This is a genomic window from Aquamicrobium sp. NLF2-7 (assembly GCF_022359935.1).
Classification (GTDB): domain Bacteria; phylum Pseudomonadota; class Alphaproteobacteria; order Rhizobiales; family Rhizobiaceae; genus Mesorhizobium; species Mesorhizobium lusatiense.
Genome location: NZ_JAKSED010000001.1, coordinates 2,656,369 through 2,674,093, shown reverse-complemented (window position 1 = coordinate 2,674,093; position 17,725 = coordinate 2,656,369). Strand labels below are relative to the sequence as shown.

Genomic DNA, 17,725 nt, shown 5'->3' with positions numbered 1-17,725 from the left:
GCGTCGCAGAAATGCTTTAAAGCTCCTCGCCGTCGCCGACCACCATGTCGGCGGCGCGGCGCCTGGCCGATACACGCCGTGCATTGGGCAGGTCGTTCGAGGCAACTTTGGTGCGCGCCTCTTCATCCGCAAGGCCATGCGTGTGCCAGCGCGCCAGAAGCCGCTTCTCCAGAACCGTGTCCGGCACATCAAGGAAGACGGAGAAGTCGAAGAGGTCCGCCAGCCGCGACCACGGCTCCTCGTCAAGCAGGAGATAGTTGCCCTCGACCAGCACGAAACGTGTCTGCGGCTCCAGCATGGCTGCCGCAGCGCGCGACAGCTCCATGCTGCGGTCGAACAGCGGAATGGCGATCTCCGGGTCACCGGCCCTGATACGCCGGAGCAAGGCCTCGAAGCCGGAAAAGTCGAAAGTCTCCGGGCTGCCCTTGCGCTCCCGCAACCCCCGGCGCTCCAGTACGCCGTCGTCATAGTGGAAGCCGTCCATCGGGACGACTTCGGCCGTGCCCTCCGGCAACAATTCCTTCAGTTTTCCCGAAAGCGTCGACTTTCCCGAGCCCGGCGGTCCGGCAATGGCGACGACGAACCGGCCCGACTTGCCGGCGCGCTTGAAGATGGCGGAAGCTATTGACGCGATTTCTGACATCTTGACCTCCTGTTGCCGTTAGAACGAATGGGTGCGCGTGCAGTTCCGCACCGTTTTGAAGCGACGTATAGAATGACCCGGTCATCGTGCCGCTGGCAACGGGCATTGAAGCGCATGGACGCGGCACATCGCTTCAGCTAGGGTCCGCGCCAAATTCCGTTCCAGCCAGCTTTACCTCACGGCCCGCGATTGTCCCGACTGCTTCAGAAACTCGCTGTCATTCTCACGCTTGTCGCGATGGTCGCCGGCTGCACCACGGCAATGCCGCCGGAGGCCGTGCTTTCGGTGCCGGCCGCGCCACAGAAATACGCCTCCATCGTGGTCGATGCACGGACCGGCAAGCAGCTGTTCGAGATGAACTCGACATCGCCGCGTTATCCGGCCTCGCTGACCAAGATGATGACGCTCTACATGCTGTTCGAGGCCCTGACCGCAGGACGCGTCGAGAAGGACGCGGGGATCCCCGTCTCCGCCTATGCCGCCTCACGCCCGCCCAGCAAGCTTGGCCTGCGCCCCGGCGAGCGCATCGACGTCGATACGGCCATTCGCGCGCTGACGGTAAAATCCGCCAATGACGTGGCCGCAGCCGTGGGCGAATATCTGGCCGACAGCGAGGAGGCCTTCGCCGCCGCCATGACCGCCAGGGCCCGTCAGCTCGGCATGCGCAACACCACTTTCCGCAATGCATCGGGCCTGCCAGATGACGGGCAGTTCACCACCGCCCGCGACATGGCGGTTCTGGGCATCGCGCTGCGCAATCGCTTCCCGCAATATTACCACTATTTTTCGGCCACCGACTTCATGTTCCGGGGCAAGCTGGTGCGCGGCCATAACGACATGCTCGGCCGCGTCGCCGGCGTCGACGGCATCAAGACCGGCTACATAAGAGCCTCCGGCTTCAACATCGTCACCTCCTACAGTGCCGATGGTCGCCGCTATGTAGTGGTGGTGATGGGCGCCAACACCGCCCGCGAGCGCAATGCGCACGCCGAATCCCTGCTCGAAAGGGCCCTTGGCTCAGCCCCCGACAGAACCCGTGTGGTGTTTCAGGAAAATCCTTAAAGCGTGTATCTTACGCAATCCCGGACGCAAAACCGCTGCGCACTTTTGCTGGAATTGCCCTGACCGCCGGTTTTTTCCGATCAGCTTATCGGCATCACGATGCGGTCGGTCTTGTCACCCTTCGGGCGCTCCACCGGCATCTGGTCACCGGTGACGATGAAGTAGATCGTCTCGGCAATGTTGGTGGCGTGATCGCCTATGCGCTCGATGTTCTTGGCGCAGAACAGCAGATGCGTGCAGGGCGTGATGTTGCGCGGATCTTCCATCATGTAGGTCAGGAGTTCGCGGAACAGCGAGGTGTACATGGCGTCGATCTGATCGTCGCGATCGCGAACGAAACCGATGGTCGCCACCGAGCGCGAGGCGTAGACATCGAGCACTTCCTTGAGCTGTGTGAGCGCCAGATCGGACAGCGCCTCGATGCCCCTGTAGAGAGAGACGGGCTGCACCGCATCGCCCACCGAAGCCACGCGCTTGGCGACATTCTTGGCAAGATCACCGACGCGTTCAAGATCCGCGGAAATGCGGATGACACCGATCACCTCGCGAAGATCCGTCGCCATCGGCTGGCGCTTGCCGATCAGCAGGATGGCCTTGTCGTCCACTTCCCGCTGACCCTGATCGAGAACTGCATCATCCTCGATCACCTTGCGGGCAAGCTCCGGATCGGAATTCACCAGGGCCGAAATGGCCTGCTCGACCATGCGCTCGGCATGGCCGCCCATCGCAGCAATGCGCTTCGACAAATACTTCAGCTCCTCGTCATAGGCGCTGACAATATGCACAGACTGCATGGGCGGAACCTCCAGGGCCACTTTGATTCGGCCTCGCTTATTTCCCTTCCGTTACGCCACTCACATGACAATTGCACGAAAGTCGGCAAGGAACCTGTCATCCATTCTAGCGTCGCCTCCTCGGCAATTCTAGTTCGTCGGCAAATGAACGGTGAATGCCGCTCCCTTGCCAAGCTCCGACTGGATGGAAAGCCGGCCGTGATGGCGGGTGAGGATGTGCTTGACGATCGCAAGTCCCAGCCCCGTTCCCTTGCGCGACTGCGCCGTTTCGGAATCGATGCGATAGAAGCGTTCGGTGACGCGCGGAATATGCTCTTCGGCGATGCCGGGCCCGAAATCGCGGATCGTGACATCGATGCCGGGCTGGCCGCCCTTGTCGCCCGGTTCTATGGAAACGACAACGCGGTCACCGTCCTGTCCGTATTTGCACGCATTCTCCAGAAGATTCTCGAAGACCTGATAAAGCTCGTCGCGATCACCCGGAACCTCCATCGGCCCGTCGGCGAATTGCCGCTCGATGGCAAGGCCGTTTTCGCCTGCCACCGGCGCAAGCGAATCGATGACGCTATCGAGAACCTGCTTGAGATCGACCCGCGCCCCAGCCTTCAGATAGGGCTTCATCTCCAGCCGCGACAGCGACAGCATGTCGTCTATCAGGCGGGCCATGCGCCCGGTCTGGTTCTGCATGATCTGCAGGAACTGCTCGCGCGCGGCCGGATCGTTGCGGGCCGGTCCGCGCAGCGTCTCGATGAACCCCGCGATGGAGGCCAGCGGCGTGCGCATCTCATGGCTGGCATTGGCGATGAAGTCGGCGCGCATGCGGTCGATGCGGCGCGCTTCGCTCTGGTCCTTGAACAGAAGCACATGCAGCCGCGAGCCGTGCCCCACGGAAGAGGCGGTGACGCGATAGACGCGCTCTACCGGCAGCTTGTCGATGAAATCCACCGATTGCGAGCCGCCGCCGGGGAGCGACGCATCGATCAGCGCCTGCATTTCGGGCGCGCGGAACTTGAGCTGGAGCGACATGCCGGCAGGCAGATCGCCGAAAGCGGCCAACGCCGCCGCATTGGCATGGATGATCGAGGCACCATCGTCGAATACGATCAGCGGATCGGTGACGGCGGCCGCAAGGTTTTCCGCCGACAGGCTGTGCAGTTCCCCCGGTTCGCGGCCTTTCCTGCCATGCTCCTGCCGCTGATGTGATGCCGATCCGGTCAGCCCGGCAACCAGCAGCAGGATGACGATAGCGCCCGGGATGACGAGCCAGGGCAGATCGGCGAGGAAGAAAACCGCGAACACCGCAACCATGGCCGTGACCAGCAGCCAGCGTGCCGCCCACAAATTGCTGGCGAAATGACGCACGTCATACTTCTGTCGGTCGCTCAAATCGGCCATCATGTCCGGCAGAATGCTCCTGTATCTCTGCATCTTGTCCTAGCACGATCTTCTGCACACGAAAGGTTCGCCTGCATGAAAAACTCCGATGACACCTCTGTGACAGCCGGAACCAAGCCGCTGAAAATAAATGTCGGCGGGAAAGAGCGTCTTTTCGACATTGACGATCCGAAGCTGCCGGACTGGGTCGAAGAGAACAAGCTGACAGCTGGCGGATACCCCTATGACAAGAAGATGAAAAAGGAGGAATACGAGCCGGCGCTGGAGGCGCTCCAGATCGAGCTGGTGAAGGCACAGGCGTGGATGCAGAAGACCGGCGAGCGCGTCATCGCCCTGTTCGAGGGGCGCGACGCCGCCGGCAAGGGCGGCACCATATTCGTGCTCCATCAATACATGAACCCGCGTTCCGCGCGGACCGTGGCGCTCACCAAGCCCACCGAGACGGAACGCGGCCAGTGGTATTTCCAGCGCTATGTCGAGCATTTCCCGACCGCCGGCGAACTCGTTTCCTTCGACCGCTCCTGGTACAACCGCGCGGGCGTCGAGCCGGTTATGGGTTTCTGCACGCCCGAGCAGCACGAGAACTTTCTGGAGGAAGCGCCGCGCTTCGAAAAGATGGTGCGCTCCGAAGGCATTCACTTCTTCAAGTTCTGGCTCGACATCGGCCAGCAAACGCAGCTTGAGCGGTTCCATGACCGCCGCCACAGCCTGCTGAAGAGCTGGAAGTTCTCCCCGATGGATATAGCGGGCATCACCCGCTGGAACGATTATACGATCGCCCGCAATCAGATGATCGAGACGACCCACAGCAAGGCCGGGCCATGGACGGTGGTTCGGGCCAACGACAAGCGCCGGGCGCGGCTGGCCGTTATCCGCCGCCTGCTGCTGGCGCTGCCTTATGAGGGCCGCGACCTTGGCGTGATCGGTAAGGAAGACGACAAGATCATCGGCGAAGGATCGTCGCTGCTGCTGGCATAGGCCACAGCGGGCCGGTGTCGGCACCATGTGTGGTTGCCGCACCGGCCACCTGCGGCGATTGCCTGAGGATCTGCGATGCCTTCATGTTTTCGTGAGGCGTCTTCTCCCATCTGAAGGGCTGGCGCCACAATTGCCAGACTGCGCGCCAGCCGGCCCATGACATCATCGCCCAGTAGACAGGGGTCAGTATCACTATCCTCCAGAACCCCCTTCGCTGCCCTTTGGCCATTGTCTGCCAGCCAAGCATCAGGAACGCCGCATAGCCGCAGGTGATGTTGACGACATCGAGCGCCATCAGCAGCGGATAAGTCGCGCCACCGGCCTGCCCCAGCCACAGACGAACCGTCCCCAGCAGAAAAGCAGCAAGCAGGAACGGATGCAGCAATGCCGATCCGAGCATTCCCGCGAACAATATCTGCGCCATGATGAAAGAGCCAGGGCCGAGATCGCGGACAAGGCGAACGGGCTGACGCATATGCACGAGCCATGTCTGCGCCCACCCCTTGAACCAGCGCGTACGCTGCGGCACCCACACGGACAGCATGCGCGGCGCCTTCTCATAGGTCGGGGAGTTCAGGGTTTCGGCGCGGTAGCCGAACCGCGCCAGCCTCAGCCCCAGATCGGCATCTTCGGTGACGTTGTAGGGATCCCATCCTCCGACGTCCTCGAGAGCCGCACGGCGAAAATGATTCGACGTGCCGCCCAGCGGCAGAAGGAACCTGTGCCGCGCCAGAAAGGGCAGTAGCCCGCGGAACAGGGCGCGATACTCGAAGGCGAACATGCGTGCGACCGGACTTTCCGGACCATTCGAGATTTCCAGAGGCGCCTGCAGCACGGCCAGTCCCGGACCGGCTTTCTGAAAGCGCGCCCACGCCTCTGCAAGCTGCATCGGGTCCGGCCAGTCCTCGGCATCGTAGAGCACCACGAACTCGCCGCTGGTCATCGGCAACGCATAGGAAAGCGCCTTGGGCTTGGTGCGGGGGCCAACGGCAGGCACCTCGATCACCTCGATATATGACGGCAGCGGACAGGCCCGGATGGCGGCCAGCGTCTCGTGGTCGTCTGCCTCGCACACCAGCTTGATCTCCAGCCGGTCACGCGGCCACACGATCCAGTCCAGCGCCGTCAGCAAGTCGGGAACGATATCGGCTTCCTTATAGAGCGCGATCAGAACCGAATAGGTCGGCACGTTCCCAACAGGCACCGGTGCGGGAGAGGCATTGTCGGGAGGCCCTGCATAGACGACAGCCGCTGCCCGCAACATGACGCAGGTGAGGAAAAACAGCGTCGCGAACAGATGAACAATGCCGACCACAAGCGTCGGGGCAAGAAGCAGGCCGACAGGCAGCAGTGCCATCGCAAGCCCTGCCATGTAGCCCTGCCAGGCATTGGCCACGACGTGAGCGGACATCTCGGGATGACGCTCGGAAAGACCATTTACCGCAATGCGGGATAAAAGCGGTCGCGCACGGGAAATCAGCGCCTCACGCAGGACCCTGTCATCGACCAGCCTTATCCGGGGCGCGAGATGGGGCCGCTTCGCAAGACAGGCGCGCATGCGCTCCGGGCGAACGGATCTGGCGGGCAGCAGGAAGCATACGCCCCCTCCCCTCTCCAGATATCTGACCGGCAGATGACCGCCGTTTCCGCGCAGCAGCAACAGCAGCTGGTTCTCGTTCAGCACCATGCGCTCAGGATCGATCTCTTCCGCCAGTCTGAGGCCCAGTTCGCCGGCCAGGGCACGGATCACTTCGCTGCGGCTGTAGTCCCCGGTGGACGCCAGCGCCGACAGGATATCGGCGCGGGCAGCGGGTTTACGGGACAAGTCGGCGATCAGAGTCTGCGGCGCTTTGAGCCTCCCAAAAACCCGGTGCCATTCATCCACAAACCGGCTACGGCCAGCCAATGTGCCCGAAGATGCCCCCAGCGCGGATCGCCGGCCGGTGCCGTGCTTTCGCAAAACAGATCCGGCCGCAGGCGCCAGATCCTTGACCGTATGATGCATGATACCCCCTGCCGTCCAGAACGCCGGTATCGATCCCTCATTCACATCCTTCGGAACACCGTAAGAGCCGTAGCCATCACGCAGTGCTGGTTCGTGACCAGCACTGCGCCGCGATCCCGGCAACTGGAGAGCGATCCGCGGCACCGGTGACAAGCCCGTTCCGCTGGCAGCTTCCCACTCACACTGTTCTGATATGAAATCAGCGATATGTAGTGAAATACAGCTCGGTCATCCGGTCAAAATGATCCCGGCCCCGTCTGTCTTCCAACCACAACACCCCTTCGCCCCCGATGCAAATCGAAAGCCGTATTCTTGTTTGAATATGACTGATCAACACCCCCCGACCAGCATTCTTTATCTTATACTTGCTGATGCTAGCATGTTTTTTTGTTTGCGCCAGTTGTTATGTTCATTCGATGGCGCGGCACGGGCAGATGCGTGCCGACCATCAGGCCGGCTCATCAAACCGGGCATGCGCACGCAGATACTCCGAGCCTTCCTGAATATCCCGGACCATGGCCTCACGGGCCCTGACGCCGTCCTTTTCCTCAAGGGCGGTGAGAATGTCCTGGTGATAGTCGATCTCCAGAATCCCCGACAGGTCGCCTTCGAACACCGAGGCGTAGGACCGCAGGAAGGGACCGACCTGCATCCACAGGGTTTCGATCATGAAGACCATCTGATCATTGTCGCTGTGACGGTAGATTGAGAACTTGAACTCGTAATTGCGCTGCAGATAGAGTTCGATGTCTCCGAGCTTCGCCGCCTCGGTCAGTTCGGCGCAGCTTTTGCGCAGGCTGCGCAGATTGTTGCCGTTGATGCGGTTGCAGGCCGCCTCGGTCGCGGCCCCCTCCAGCAGCGCACGCGCATCCATGAGCTGCCGCAGCTTCTCCGCCGTCATCTGCGGCACCTGCATGCTGCCGTTCGGCATGGCGTCGAGCGCGCGCAGGGAGTGCAGCCGCGACAGGGCGCTGCGCACCGGCATGTCGCTGGTGCCGAGTTCGGCGGCAAGCTTGCGCGATGTCAGCTTCTGGCCGGGCGCAAGCATGCCCGACATCAGGGCATGCACCAGTTCCCGATATATCTTTTCATGCACTGGAACGGTGTCGACGGCCGACAGGCCAAGCTTGGACTTCCTCGTCATATGCGTTGCTTCACCCCTCATGCTGCTTTCAGGCCGCGCTCTGTCCGGCCCTGGGTGCAGCTCTCCCCGTCAAGCTGGCGAACTATACGCCATTGCGCCGGACAGGAAACTCTTTGTTGGGATGGAGGCGCCAGTTTGCCGCGCCGGCAAACAGACAAACGCGCCGCCCGCTCCGGTCAGGATGCAGGCGGCGCTGTCATTTACAGGGCGAAAAGCCTATTTCTTGGAAACGCCCCAGCCGATGGGATTTTCCGCCGGCCAAGTGCTGAAGCCTTCCACATTGGGCGCCGTCACCGTGTTCACGGAGTTGTAGTAGAGGCTGATCGTGGGAATTTCGGCCACCATCATCCTGTGCAGCTTCAGGAAGATCTCCTCGCGCTTGGCGAAGTCGGTCTCGACGAGCGCCTGCTGGTACAATGCGTAGGCTTCGCTGTTGTCCCACTGGTTCGAGGGATCGGCCTTCTTGTCGCCGGTGATGTTGCCGTAGACCAGCGCCGGATCGGTGCGCGGCGACCAGATGAAGGATTGCATCTGGAACTTGCCGCGGTTGAAACGCTCGAACTGCGCGCCCCATTCGAGGGTTTCCAGCTGCGCATTGATGCCGACCTGCATCAGCATGCCCTGAAGCAGGACCGCATTCTCGAACATGGAGCGGAAGCGGGTGTTGGTCTGGATGGTGATCCGCTCTCCCTTGTAGCCCGCCTCGGCCAGCAGTGCCCTTGCCTTGTCCGGGTCATATTGCGGCCACTCCTCGAATTTCTCCGAATGATAGGGGCTGGCCGGTGAAACCGCCGAATGGCCGGGCTTTTCGGTTCCGGCGCTGCGCACCTCGGCGATCTCGTCATAGTTGATCGCATGGGCGATGGCCTGCCGCACCTTCAGGTTCGACAGCACCGGGTCGTTGGTCTGCATGAGAAAGACCGCCCATGTCAGGCCCGGAGCCGTGGAGCGCTGGAAACCTGCCTTTTCCAGCTCCTGCGCCCGGCGGGGATCGACCGAATAGATCACGTCGACATCGCCGGATTTCAGGGCCACTTCCTGAACGGTCGGATCGGGCACGATCTGGAAGCGCAGCGTGTCGACCCTGGCCGTGCGGTCGCCTGAATAGCCGGAACGCTCCGCCTTGCTGGCCACGTAATCGCCGAAACGCTTCAGAATGATGTTGTCATTCACCGAACGGCTGGCCAGCATGAAGGGGCCGGAGCCGATCGCCGACCCCTCCTTCCACTCGCCCTTTTCATCGACGTTTTTCGGGCTGGCGACCCACAGGTTGCACTGCACCTCCGCCAGCCGCAGCAGGAAGAGCGGGCTCGGCTTTTCCAGCCTGAACACGACGGTCAGCGGATCCGGCGTGTCCACCGACAGCACCTTGATCTGACGCGTGCCGTCGAAATTGGCCTTGCACGAAACCTTGCGATCGGGGTTGAGATGGAAATCCCAGCTCCATTTCACATCCGCCGAGGTGATCGGATCGCCATTGTGGAATTTGGCGCCCTCACGCAGCCTGAAGGTATAGATCGTGCCGTCATCCGACACGGTCCAGGAATCGGCGAGCGCCGGGCCGATGCTGAGGTCCGCCTTGAGGCCGACCAGCGTCTCATAGAGATGGTGCAGAACCACGTCGCTCGGCCCGTCGCGGCTGAGATCGTTCAGCGCCCGCAAATCGCTCGACAGGGCGATGACCAGCTCGTCATTCGCCGTTTTCGCCGAGGCTGCGGCCGAGCCGATCATCAGCCCCACGGAACAGGCGAGCGCGAACCGAAGCGCGCCCGTTGCAGAAATCTTCCTCATGAGTATTCCCCTGTTGGTTGTTATTTTCGCAGGCAGCGCGCGAAGAAATCCTTCACCGCCTCCAGCATGGTCACGTCGTCATGGGCAACGCCCGCGAAACTGCGATGCTCGACGGCGATGCCATGCGCCTCCAGGCTGCGCTGCAGAGCCTCGATCCGCTGGACGCGGGTGTCGCCGGCATCATTGGCGCCGTCCATCCAGAATTGTCTGTCGCCCTCGCGCACGATCACCCAGCGCGTCAGGACGTCGTCCTCACCGATGACCACCTGAACCGGAACCCTGCTCATGGCCGCCGTGTCGAGGCCATGCCCGAACAGGCTCGCGAAATTGCGGGTGCCGACCCAGTAGTCGGCGGCATCGTCGAGAAGCGTGACGGTGCCCGGCGCGCCGATGGAGACACCGGCAAGGCGCTCGGGATGGGCATAGAGGAAACGGTGCGAGAACTGTCCGCCGCCGGAGAAGCCGTAGAGCAGGAAGCGCGCGGCATCGACATTGTAGCGCTCGCCGAACTCGGCGATCATGTCGAGCAGGATCTCGTCGTAGTTGACGCCATGGCCGCGCAGCAGCTTGTAGCTGTGCTGATCGCCCTGATAGAGCGCGTTGATGGGAAAGAGCGGGCACAGCAGCATGACCTGATGCTGTTCGGCGAAATCCGTGAATTGCGTGCGGTAGTTCTCCATCGAACGCTCGGAGCCGTGCACGATCACCGCCAGCGGATAGGTCCGGCCTTCCTCGTGCACGTAGGATTTCGGCACATAGGTGCAGAAGCTGAAACGCGGATCCCTGCGCGATGCGGTCACTGAAGACGCGCCGGTCTCGAACATGGTGACGCGCGGTGCCGCCGGTTCCTGCGGCACGCTTTTCTTCTCTTCAAGGAAACTCGAAAGGCCACCCATATCAGATATCTCCACCCATTTTCGGATCGACCAGATCCCTCAGCGCGTCGCCAAGCATGTTGACGCCGAGCAGCGTGATTGCGATGCAGAAGCCCGGCAGCAGGATGAGCAGCGGCGCTTCCATGATGTAGGGTCTGGCGCTGGCCAGCATGTTGCCCCAACTCGGTGCCGGCGGCGGGACGCCAAGGCCAAGGAAGCTGAGCGCGGCTTCCGACAGGATGATGGAGCCGAACATCATCGACGCCAGAACGGTGATGGGCGGAAAGGCGTTCGGCAGGACGTGGCGCACCATGGTGGTGAGGTCGGAATTGCCGATGACGGTCGACGCTTCGACGAATTCGAGCTGCCGCACCGACATCACCGTGGAGCGGACCACGCGCACCACCGCCGGCATATAGGCGATGCCGAGCGCCACAATGATGCCGGACGAACTGGCGCCCAGCGCCGCCATCAGCCCCAGCGCCAGCAGAAGGCCCGGGAACGCCAGCAGCGCATCGTTGATCATCATGATCAGGCTGTCCGTGCGGCCGCCGAAATAGCCCGAAATGACGCCGATGGCCGTGCCGACCGACAGGGCGAAGGCAAGCGTGGAGAAGGCGATCCAGGCGCTGACCTGCGCGCCGTAAAGCAAACGGCTCAGCGTATCGCGCCCGAACTCGTCGGCACCCAGCAGGTGGGCGGCGCTGACGCCGGACAGACGCGCCGGCATGTCCATTTCCAGCGGCTCATACGGTGCCAGAAACTGGCCGAAAACCGCAAGGAACAGCAGAAGCGACACCACCGATGCGCCGAAGGCGAAGTTGAGCCGGGGACGACGCCCGAAAATGCGGATCGTCATGCTGCAGTCACCCTGGGATCGAGAAGCGGATATACGAGATCGACCACCAGGTTCATGATCACGTAGATGAAGGCGATGAGCAGGATGCAGCCCTGCACGACCGGATAGTCGCGGCCATAGATGGAATCGACCAGCAGGCGCCCGAGGCCCGGTATAGTGAAAACCGTCTCGGTGATGGCGATGCCGCCGAGCAGGCCGCCGAGGCTGAGCCCGATCAGCGTCCATGTCGGCGCGAAGGAATTGCGCAGCGCATGGCGCCAGATGATCTGCGGCTCGCTTAGCCCCTTGGCACGGGCATGGGTGATGTATTCGAGCCGCGATATGGAGATGGCGCTGGCGCGCGTCATGCGGGTGAGCGAGCCAAGCTCGGTGAGAACGAGCGTCGCCACCGGCATGATCATGTAGATGAGGGCCGCCGGCACGTCATCGCGCAGCGAAACAAACCCCACCACCGGCAGCCAGCCCAGCATGAGGCCGAACACCATCAGGATGATGAGGCCGAGCCAGAAGCCGGGGATCGACATCAGAAGAGTCATCAGGGACACCACCGCGATGTCCTCGGTCTTGTTCTGCCGCCACGCCGCCAGCATGCCCAGAGGAACGGCAATGATGGTGGCGAGCGCGATGGCGATGAGCACGATCGGCGCGGAGATGAGGAACCGGCTGACGATCATCGACAGAACCGGCTCGCCGGTCGTCGTGGAGGTGCCGAAATCGCCGGTCAGGACGTTGCCAAGCCAGATCGCGTACTGGACGGGAACCGGCTTATCGAGCCCCATCTTGACCTGCAATTCGGCAATCTGCTCGGGCGTGGCGTCCTGGTCGAGCATCAGCTCGGCCGGATCGCCGGGCGTCAGCCGGATGATCGCGAAGACGACGATGGACACGATCAGCAGCGTCGGGATCGCGGAAGCGATGCGCTTCAGGATGAACCGCTTCATTCAGTATGCCTCTGTTTCCGGATTGCAGCTCCTATGCATCTTCGCTCAGGCATCCGCCAGCACCTTCTCGCGGGCTCCCGGCTTCAGGGCGCGCACGGCGCTTTCCATCTCCAGCCGGTAGATGGTGGCGTCAGTGTTGATCGCCGGCAGCGGCGTGATCTCCATGGTGCCGGCAGCCGGGCGGAACAACAGCGTCGCCACCGTGGCCGAGAGGTTGCCCGACATGCCGGGTATCGGCGGACGGCAGACCGAAAACGGCTCACCCAGCCTGTCCGAAAGCGCATCGCGAATATCCTGTTCGCCGATGGTATCGCCGCAGCCGCGCAGATGACGCCGCACCACGAAATCGCGATAGATGCTGTCAGGCATGTTGTGCAGCCCCATCTCCTTCAGCTTGGAGAGCGCCACCGGGCTTTGCCAGTGGTTGGCATGCACGATGAGCCCGTCCTGCGGCGTGATCGGAAACGCCTCGTCCGGCGCACATTCGAGATCGACGGCAAAGCCCTGAACGGTGCTCAGGATCATGTTGTTCGACGCCGATTTGGGGGTCGTCGCCACGATCTTCACCGACTGCGAGAAATGCTGCTGCTCAAGCGCCTTGCGGCGGATGAGGGAAAGCGGCAGCCCGTGGGTGCGGTAATCACGATCCGATTCCAGATAGTTGGCGGTGATCGAGGTGCCGACCGAATTGAAGCCATTACGCGCCATGCCGCCAGCCTCGGTGAAGGTCAGCACATCGGGCCCGTCATCGCGGCGGATTCGCAGCACGACTGCCGTTTCGGCACATTCGGCCAGCCAGTCCCACGTCTGCGCATGCAGCAATTCGCCCGTGGCAGAGGCTTCCGGCAACACCACGACACCCGTACATCCGTCGGGCTCGCTGGCATTCGCCGCCACCTTGCGCTTTGCCAGCTGCACCAACTCGGTGCGGGCATTGATGAGAAGAATGTCGACGGAATCGACGCCGGCGCCTTCGGCTATGGCGTCCATTTCCTCCAGCATTTCCGGAGCCCAGTCGCCGACGCGCTTGCGAAAATCCTGCGAGAGACCGGCGAGGTCTCCAGGATCATAGCCGGCGGCGCGCAACTGCCCCCGATAGAGGGCGATGGACCGATCGATCCGCTCCTTTGCAGCAGCACCATAGGCCAGACCACGTTCACGGGGAGACCCGCTCAAATCAACAAGCGGAAACGGCTCGACACTCTTCACCTGAACATCCCCAGTCTGTCATCAAATTTCCAGTCATCAATAACTGCATTTTAGATTTATGAAAAGCAGAATTTTGCATGAAATCGAATTTGCCGACTGCCGAAAAAACAGCGTGGGAAAACGTGTAGTTTTTGATATGTCTGGCTTCATGCAGTTACCCGGCAAGACACTATGACAATGCAAAATGCAGATATGCACACCACCGATCTGCAACTGGATCTCGCCCGCAGGATCGTTGCGCATCTGCGCGACCGGTCGGCACCCGCAGGCGCGCGCGTGTCGTCGGCGGAGCTTGCCGCGGAATTCAGGGTCTCGCGATCACCGGTGACGCGGGCGCTTACCCTTCTTCTCGAACGCGGCATTCTGGAAAAGACGCCGACCGGCCGCCTCGCAGTGGTGCGCGACATGGCCGGCGTCGAGCTGGATGCCGTGGTGCCGGCTTCCGAAACCGAGGAGCTGTTCACCCGCATCATGCGGGACCGGGCGCGCGGCGAATTGCCGGCCGAAGTTTCCGAAAGCGAGCTGATCCCGCGCTATGGCGCCTCGCGCGGCCTCATTCGCCGGCTGATGATGCGCTTTGCCGCCGAGGGCCTTGCCGAGCGCCAGCAGGGACATGGCTGGCGCTTCGTCGCCTCGCTCGATGCCACACAGCTCAAGGCGAGCTACCAGTTCCGCCTGATCGTGGAGTGCTCCGCGTTCCGCATTCCCGACTATGATGCACAGCCCGAACGCGTCGAGCAGTTGCGGCTCGGCCATGAGCGCATTCTGAGCCTTGGGCGCAATGCGGGCGCGGACGAGTGGTTTCAGGTCAATGCCGGCTTCCACGAGGCGCTGGCCTCGTTCTCCGGCAACCCGTTTCTGGTTTCCGCTGTGCAGCAACAGAACAGCCTGCGGCGCATGTGGGAGTCCGCGATCTATCAGGAACTGTCGATCGACCGGATCCGGATTTCCTGCAACGAGCATCTTTCCATTCTCGATGCCGTCGACAAGGGCAATCTGGAATGGGCGGAATCGCTGATGCGCGAACACCTGAAGAAGGCAGGCGGGCTGTAAACGACCCGCGCCTCGGCGGGTCGCATCACAGCCTGGCCCCCATCAGAACACCGGCAATTTCTCCGGTTCCGGGTTTGAAGCGGACAGCGCCTCTGCCTTGCGCAGAGCGGCAAGAAGAGCCGCAACCAGCGGCGTGTGCGGCTCGCGCTTCGGCACCACCATGCCCACCATATGCTGCACCTGCGGCTCCACGATGGGGATGCAGCGGACCGATCCACCGAAATCAAGCGCCGTGGCGAGGTTGAGCGGCATGATCGACGACCATATGCCGGTCCGCACATGCGACAAAAGCACCACCATGGAGTTCGATTCCAGCGTCGGGCGCACCGACAGGCCGGTCTGCGCCAGATGGCTGTCGATGATGCGCCTGTTCTGCATGTCGGGCGTGAGCAGGCACAGCGGCAGTTGCGCGACCTCGGCCCAGCTTACCGTCCTGCGCGCCGCCAGCGGAGCGCTGCCCGACACGACCAGATGGTAGCGTTCGCTGTAGAGCGGCACGGTGATGACGTTGCCGAGTGGCTCGTGATCGATATAGGTGATGCCGGCATCGATATCGAAATTGCCGAGCATCGACAGGATCTCGACCGAAGTGCGCGACAGCACGGAGAAGCTGACGCCGGGATGCTTCTCATGAAAGGGCGTGGTGATGCCGGCGACGATGGCGAGCGCGGTCGGAATGGCCGCGATGCGCAGGCGTCCGGAAAGCCCGGCGCGCGCGGCGCGCATTTCCTCCTGCAGGGAGCGCGTGTCGGAGACGATGCGCCGGGCCCAGGTCAGCACCTGCCTGCCTTCCGGCGTCAGCCCGCGAAAGCGCGAGCCGCGTTCGACGAGCATCACCCCCAGCATTTGCTCAAGCTGCTTGATGGCGAAGGACAAGGTGGGCTGCGTGACGCCGAACTGCTCGGCGGCACGGCCAAAATGCTCCTCCCTCGCCAGCACCATGAACAGTTCCAGCCGTTCGACCAGCATCGCTTCCCACCTGATGGCCACAGCAATTCCGGCAACAGCGCGAAGCGGAATTGCATCGGAACAATGGGTTGGAGCTTTTCGCAGTTCGGAAAGAGCGGAAAAGCTCCGGCGCAAGGCGCGTTCTCTCAACATACGATCCCGACGTGGAAATCACCGCGCCGGGATCGGCCGTTCAGATCAGCCGAACAGGGCTGCTGTCTTTTCCAGCGTCACCCACACGCCCCACAGGATCGGGATGCCAACGACCGCCCAGGCGAATGCCGCCTTTGCGTCGAAGCCGCCCTTGCCGATGCCGAAGGAACCTGTCGGCCCCGCATTGGCTGCCGCGGTCTTTGCCTGCAGGCTGGCGACTTCCTCGTCCGACATGTACCACTTCGCTTCAAGCGGCCGGACCATCATGTTGGCGATCAGGCCGATGACGAGCATGCCGCACAGAATGTACATGGTGAAGTCGTAGACCTGCTCGCGCGGCACGCCGGCGGCGATCTGGAACTCACGGATGTAGTTCACCACGACCGGGCCGAGGATGCCGGCGGTTGCCCATGCGGTCAGCAGCCGGCCATGGATGGCGCCGACGAACTGGGTGCCGAAGATGTCGGCCAGATAGGCGGGAACGGTGGCGAAGCCGCCGCCATACATGGACAGGATGATGCAGAAGATGCTGACGAACAGCACCTGATTGCCCATGCCTGCCGCCGTGGGCGCCATCGCATAGAGCACGATGCCCAGAATGAAGAACGTATAATAGGTGTTCTTGCGGCCGAGCTTGTCGGAGAGCGACGCCCAGAAGAAGCGCCCGCCGATGTTGAACAGCGACAGAAGCCCGGCGAAACCGGCCGCGATGGCGGCGATGGCAGCGCGCTGGCTGTTGTCCAGTTCGGTGAAGGAAAGCTCGGGCAGGCCGATGAGGCGGCCCCCGAAGATTTCCTGCAGCATCGGCGACGACATGCCGATGACGCCGATGCCGGCGGACACGTTCATGCACAGCACGATCCAGATCAGCCAGAACTGGCGGGTCTTGTGGGCATCGCGCAGATGTACATGGCGCGTGGTGATCATGCTCTGCTTCGCCGATGCCGGCGGGGTCCAGCCTTCCGGCCTCCAGCCGTTCGGCGGGATACGGTAGCCGAAGGCACCACCCATCATGAACACGAAGTAGATCGCGGCCATGACGAGGAAGGTCTGCCATACGCCCACGGACGTGTCGGACTGGAAGTGGTTCATCAGGATGTCGGCCAGCGGAGCGCCGATCATGGCGCCGCCGCCAAAGCCCATGATGGCCATGCCGGTCGCCATGCCGCGCCGGTCGGGGAACCACTTGATGAGTGTCGACACAGGCGAGATATAGCCGAGACCCAGACCGATGCCGCCGATGACGCCCGCGCCCAGCCACATCAGCCAGAGCTGGTGGGTGATGATGCCGATGGCGGCCAGCACCATGCCGCCGCACCAGCACATGGCCGAGACGAAGCCGGCCTTGCGCGGCCCCACCTTCTCAAGCCAGCCGCCCCAGATCGCGGCCGAGCAGCCGAGAAGCACGAAGAACAGCGTGTACATCCAGCCAAGATCGGACACGCGCCAGTCGCAGCTTGTGGTGAAGAGAGCCGAGATAAGGCTCATGTCGGCGCAGACGACGGGCTGGCTGACGCCGATGGCGCGCGACAGCGGCAGCCAGAACACGCTGAAGCCGTAGGCCATGCCGATGCAAAGATGTATGCCGAGCGCGGCCGGCGGCACCAGCCACCTGTTGAAGCCCGGCTGAGCGACGATGCGCTCCTTGTCGAGAATCCCGACATCGCCTGTAAATGTTTCACTTGCCGTGGACATGAAGACCTCCTCCGTCCCGCCGGATCCTGTCCGTGCGTCGTCCTGCTGTTACCCGGGCGCGCTTTGCGTCCGCTGATGGACACCGGCGCGCTCCCAACCACTGACAGGCATCGGAACCATCCGACTGCGGACTCTTGCTTTGCGATCCGATGCCCCCTCTTCCTGCGCGCCGCTTTGCCT

General features: G+C 62.5%; 15 protein-coding genes. 3 read left to right on the top strand and 12 right to left on the bottom strand.

Annotation, left to right across the window (positions count from 1 at the left end):
- Nucleotides 1-16: 16 nt before the first annotated feature.
- Entirely contained in the window at nucleotides 17-643 is a 627-nt protein-coding gene (locus MIC97_RS13135) for a nucleoside triphosphate hydrolase (RefSeq protein ID WP_239800390.1), read from the bottom strand.
- Nucleotides 644-880: 237 nt separating this feature from the next.
- Here MIC97_RS13135 and MIC97_RS13130 point away from each other — a divergent pair, with 237 nt between their 5' ends.
- Nucleotides 881-1,705, top strand: coding sequence for a D-alanyl-D-alanine carboxypeptidase family protein (locus MIC97_RS13130; protein WP_239801132.1), 825 nt, complete (start codon nucleotides 881-883; stop codon nucleotides 1,703-1,705).
- 80 nt (nucleotides 1,706-1,785) lie between these two features.
- Here the strand turns inward: MIC97_RS13130 and phoU are convergent, their stop codons facing one another.
- Nucleotides 1,786-2,499 carry a phosphate signaling complex protein PhoU gene (gene phoU / locus MIC97_RS13125; protein ID WP_239800389.1) on the bottom strand — a complete coding sequence of 238 codons (714 nt, stop codon included), beginning with the start codon at nucleotides 2,497-2,499 and terminating at the stop codon, nucleotides 1,786-1,788.
- 129 nt (nucleotides 2,500-2,628) lie between these two features.
- The gene (locus tag MIC97_RS13120; protein ID WP_239801131.1) at nucleotides 2,629-3,894 is read right to left on the bottom strand and encodes an ATP-binding protein; all 1,266 of its coding nucleotides are present in this window, start codon (nucleotides 3,892-3,894) and stop codon (nucleotides 2,629-2,631) included.
- A gap of 75 nt (nucleotides 3,895-3,969) precedes the next feature.
- Between MIC97_RS13120 and ppk2 the strand changes: the two genes are divergently transcribed.
- A complete protein-coding gene (gene ppk2 / locus MIC97_RS13115) occupies nucleotides 3,970-4,872 on the top strand; it encodes a polyphosphate kinase 2 (RefSeq protein ID WP_239800388.1) in 903 nt (300 codons plus the stop codon).
- Here ppk2 and MIC97_RS13110 read toward each other — a convergent pair.
- The 7 genes from MIC97_RS13110 to MIC97_RS13080 form a co-directional block, all read right to left on the bottom strand.
- Nucleotides 4,838-6,697 carry a glycosyltransferase family 2 protein gene (locus MIC97_RS13110; protein WP_239800387.1) on the bottom strand — a complete coding sequence of 620 codons (1,860 nt, stop codon included), beginning with the start codon at nucleotides 6,695-6,697 and terminating at the stop codon, nucleotides 4,838-4,840. The genes ppk2 and MIC97_RS13110 overlap by 35 nt on opposite strands.
- A 628-nt stretch (nucleotides 6,698-7,325) precedes the next feature.
- Nucleotides 7,326-8,021: a GntR family transcriptional regulator gene (locus tag MIC97_RS13105; protein WP_239800386.1), complete on the bottom strand. Its 696-nt coding sequence runs from the start codon at nucleotides 8,019-8,021 to the stop codon at nucleotides 7,326-7,328.
- Between the two features lie 216 nt (nucleotides 8,022-8,237).
- Nucleotides 8,238-9,812, bottom strand: coding sequence for an ABC transporter substrate-binding protein (locus tag MIC97_RS13100; protein WP_239800385.1), 1,575 nt, complete (start codon nucleotides 9,810-9,812; stop codon nucleotides 8,238-8,240).
- Between the two features lie 20 nt (nucleotides 9,813-9,832).
- Nucleotides 9,833-10,708, bottom strand: coding sequence for an alpha/beta hydrolase (locus tag MIC97_RS13095; RefSeq protein WP_239800384.1), 876 nt, complete (start codon nucleotides 10,706-10,708; stop codon nucleotides 9,833-9,835).
- Between the two features lies 1 nt (nucleotide 10,709).
- A complete protein-coding gene (locus MIC97_RS13090) occupies nucleotides 10,710-11,546 on the bottom strand; it encodes an ABC transporter permease (RefSeq protein ID WP_239800383.1) in 837 nt (278 codons plus the stop codon).
- Complete coding sequence (locus MIC97_RS13085) at nucleotides 11,543-12,487, bottom strand: ABC transporter permease (RefSeq protein ID WP_183826825.1); 945 nt, start codon at nucleotides 12,485-12,487, stop codon at nucleotides 11,543-11,545. The genes MIC97_RS13090 and MIC97_RS13085 overlap by 4 nt, the downstream gene beginning before the upstream one ends.
- A 45-nt stretch (nucleotides 12,488-12,532) precedes the next feature.
- Nucleotides 12,533-13,696, bottom strand: coding sequence for a C45 family peptidase (locus MIC97_RS13080; RefSeq protein WP_239800382.1), 1,164 nt, complete (start codon nucleotides 13,694-13,696; stop codon nucleotides 12,533-12,535).
- A 177-nt stretch (nucleotides 13,697-13,873) separates the two neighbouring features.
- Between MIC97_RS13080 and MIC97_RS13075 the strand changes: the two genes are divergently transcribed.
- Nucleotides 13,874-14,749, top strand: coding sequence for a GntR family transcriptional regulator (locus tag MIC97_RS13075; protein ID WP_239800381.1), 876 nt, complete (start codon nucleotides 13,874-13,876; stop codon nucleotides 14,747-14,749).
- A gap of 42 nt (nucleotides 14,750-14,791) precedes the next feature.
- On the opposite strand, the gene MIC97_RS13070 is transcribed toward MIC97_RS13075, so the two are convergent.
- Together MIC97_RS13070 and MIC97_RS13065 are read right to left on the bottom strand one after the other, a co-directional pair.
- Nucleotides 14,792-15,715: a LysR family transcriptional regulator gene (locus MIC97_RS13070; RefSeq protein WP_239801130.1), complete on the bottom strand. Its 924-nt coding sequence runs from the start codon at nucleotides 15,713-15,715 to the stop codon at nucleotides 14,792-14,794.
- Between the two features lie 180 nt (nucleotides 15,716-15,895).
- The gene (locus MIC97_RS13065; protein WP_183826817.1) at nucleotides 15,896-17,545 is read right to left on the bottom strand and encodes an OFA family MFS transporter; all 1,650 of its coding nucleotides are present in this window, start codon (nucleotides 17,543-17,545) and stop codon (nucleotides 15,896-15,898) included.
- Between the last annotated feature and the right edge of the window lie 180 nt (nucleotides 17,546-17,725).

Coding starts and splice junctions, on each gene's coding strand:
- MIC97_RS13135 (WP_239800390.1), bottom strand. CDS start 643: ATGTCAGAAATCGCGTCAATAGCTTCCGCCATCTTCAAGCGCGCCGGC.
- MIC97_RS13130 (WP_239801132.1), top strand. CDS start 881: ATGGTCGCCGGCTGCACCACGGCAATGCCGCCGGAGGCCGTGCTTTCG.
- phoU (WP_239800389.1), bottom strand. CDS start 2,499: ATGCAGTCTGTGCATATTGTCAGCGCCTATGACGAGGAGCTGAAGTAT.
- MIC97_RS13120 (WP_239801131.1), bottom strand. CDS start 3,894: ATGGCCGATTTGAGCGACCGACAGAAGTATGACGTGCGTCATTTCGCC.
- ppk2 (WP_239800388.1), top strand. CDS start 3,970: ATGAAAAACTCCGATGACACCTCTGTGACAGCCGGAACCAAGCCGCTG.
- MIC97_RS13105 (WP_239800386.1), bottom strand. CDS start 8,021: ATGACGAGGAAGTCCAAGCTTGGCCTGTCGGCCGTCGACACCGTTCCA.
- MIC97_RS13100 (WP_239800385.1), bottom strand. CDS start 9,812: ATGAGGAAGATTTCTGCAACGGGCGCGCTTCGGTTCGCGCTCGCCTGT.
- MIC97_RS13095 (WP_239800384.1), bottom strand. CDS start 10,708: ATGGGTGGCCTTTCGAGTTTCCTTGAAGAGAAGAAAAGCGTGCCGCAG.
- MIC97_RS13090 (WP_239800383.1), bottom strand. CDS start 11,546: ATGACGATCCGCATTTTCGGGCGTCGTCCCCGGCTCAACTTCGCCTTC.
- MIC97_RS13085 (WP_183826825.1), bottom strand. CDS start 12,487: ATGAAGCGGTTCATCCTGAAGCGCATCGCTTCCGCGATCCCGACGCTG.
- MIC97_RS13075 (WP_239800381.1), top strand. CDS start 13,874: ATGCAAAATGCAGATATGCACACCACCGATCTGCAACTGGATCTCGCC.
- MIC97_RS13065 (WP_183826817.1), bottom strand. CDS start 17,545: ATGTCCACGGCAAGTGAAACATTTACAGGCGATGTCGGGATTCTCGAC.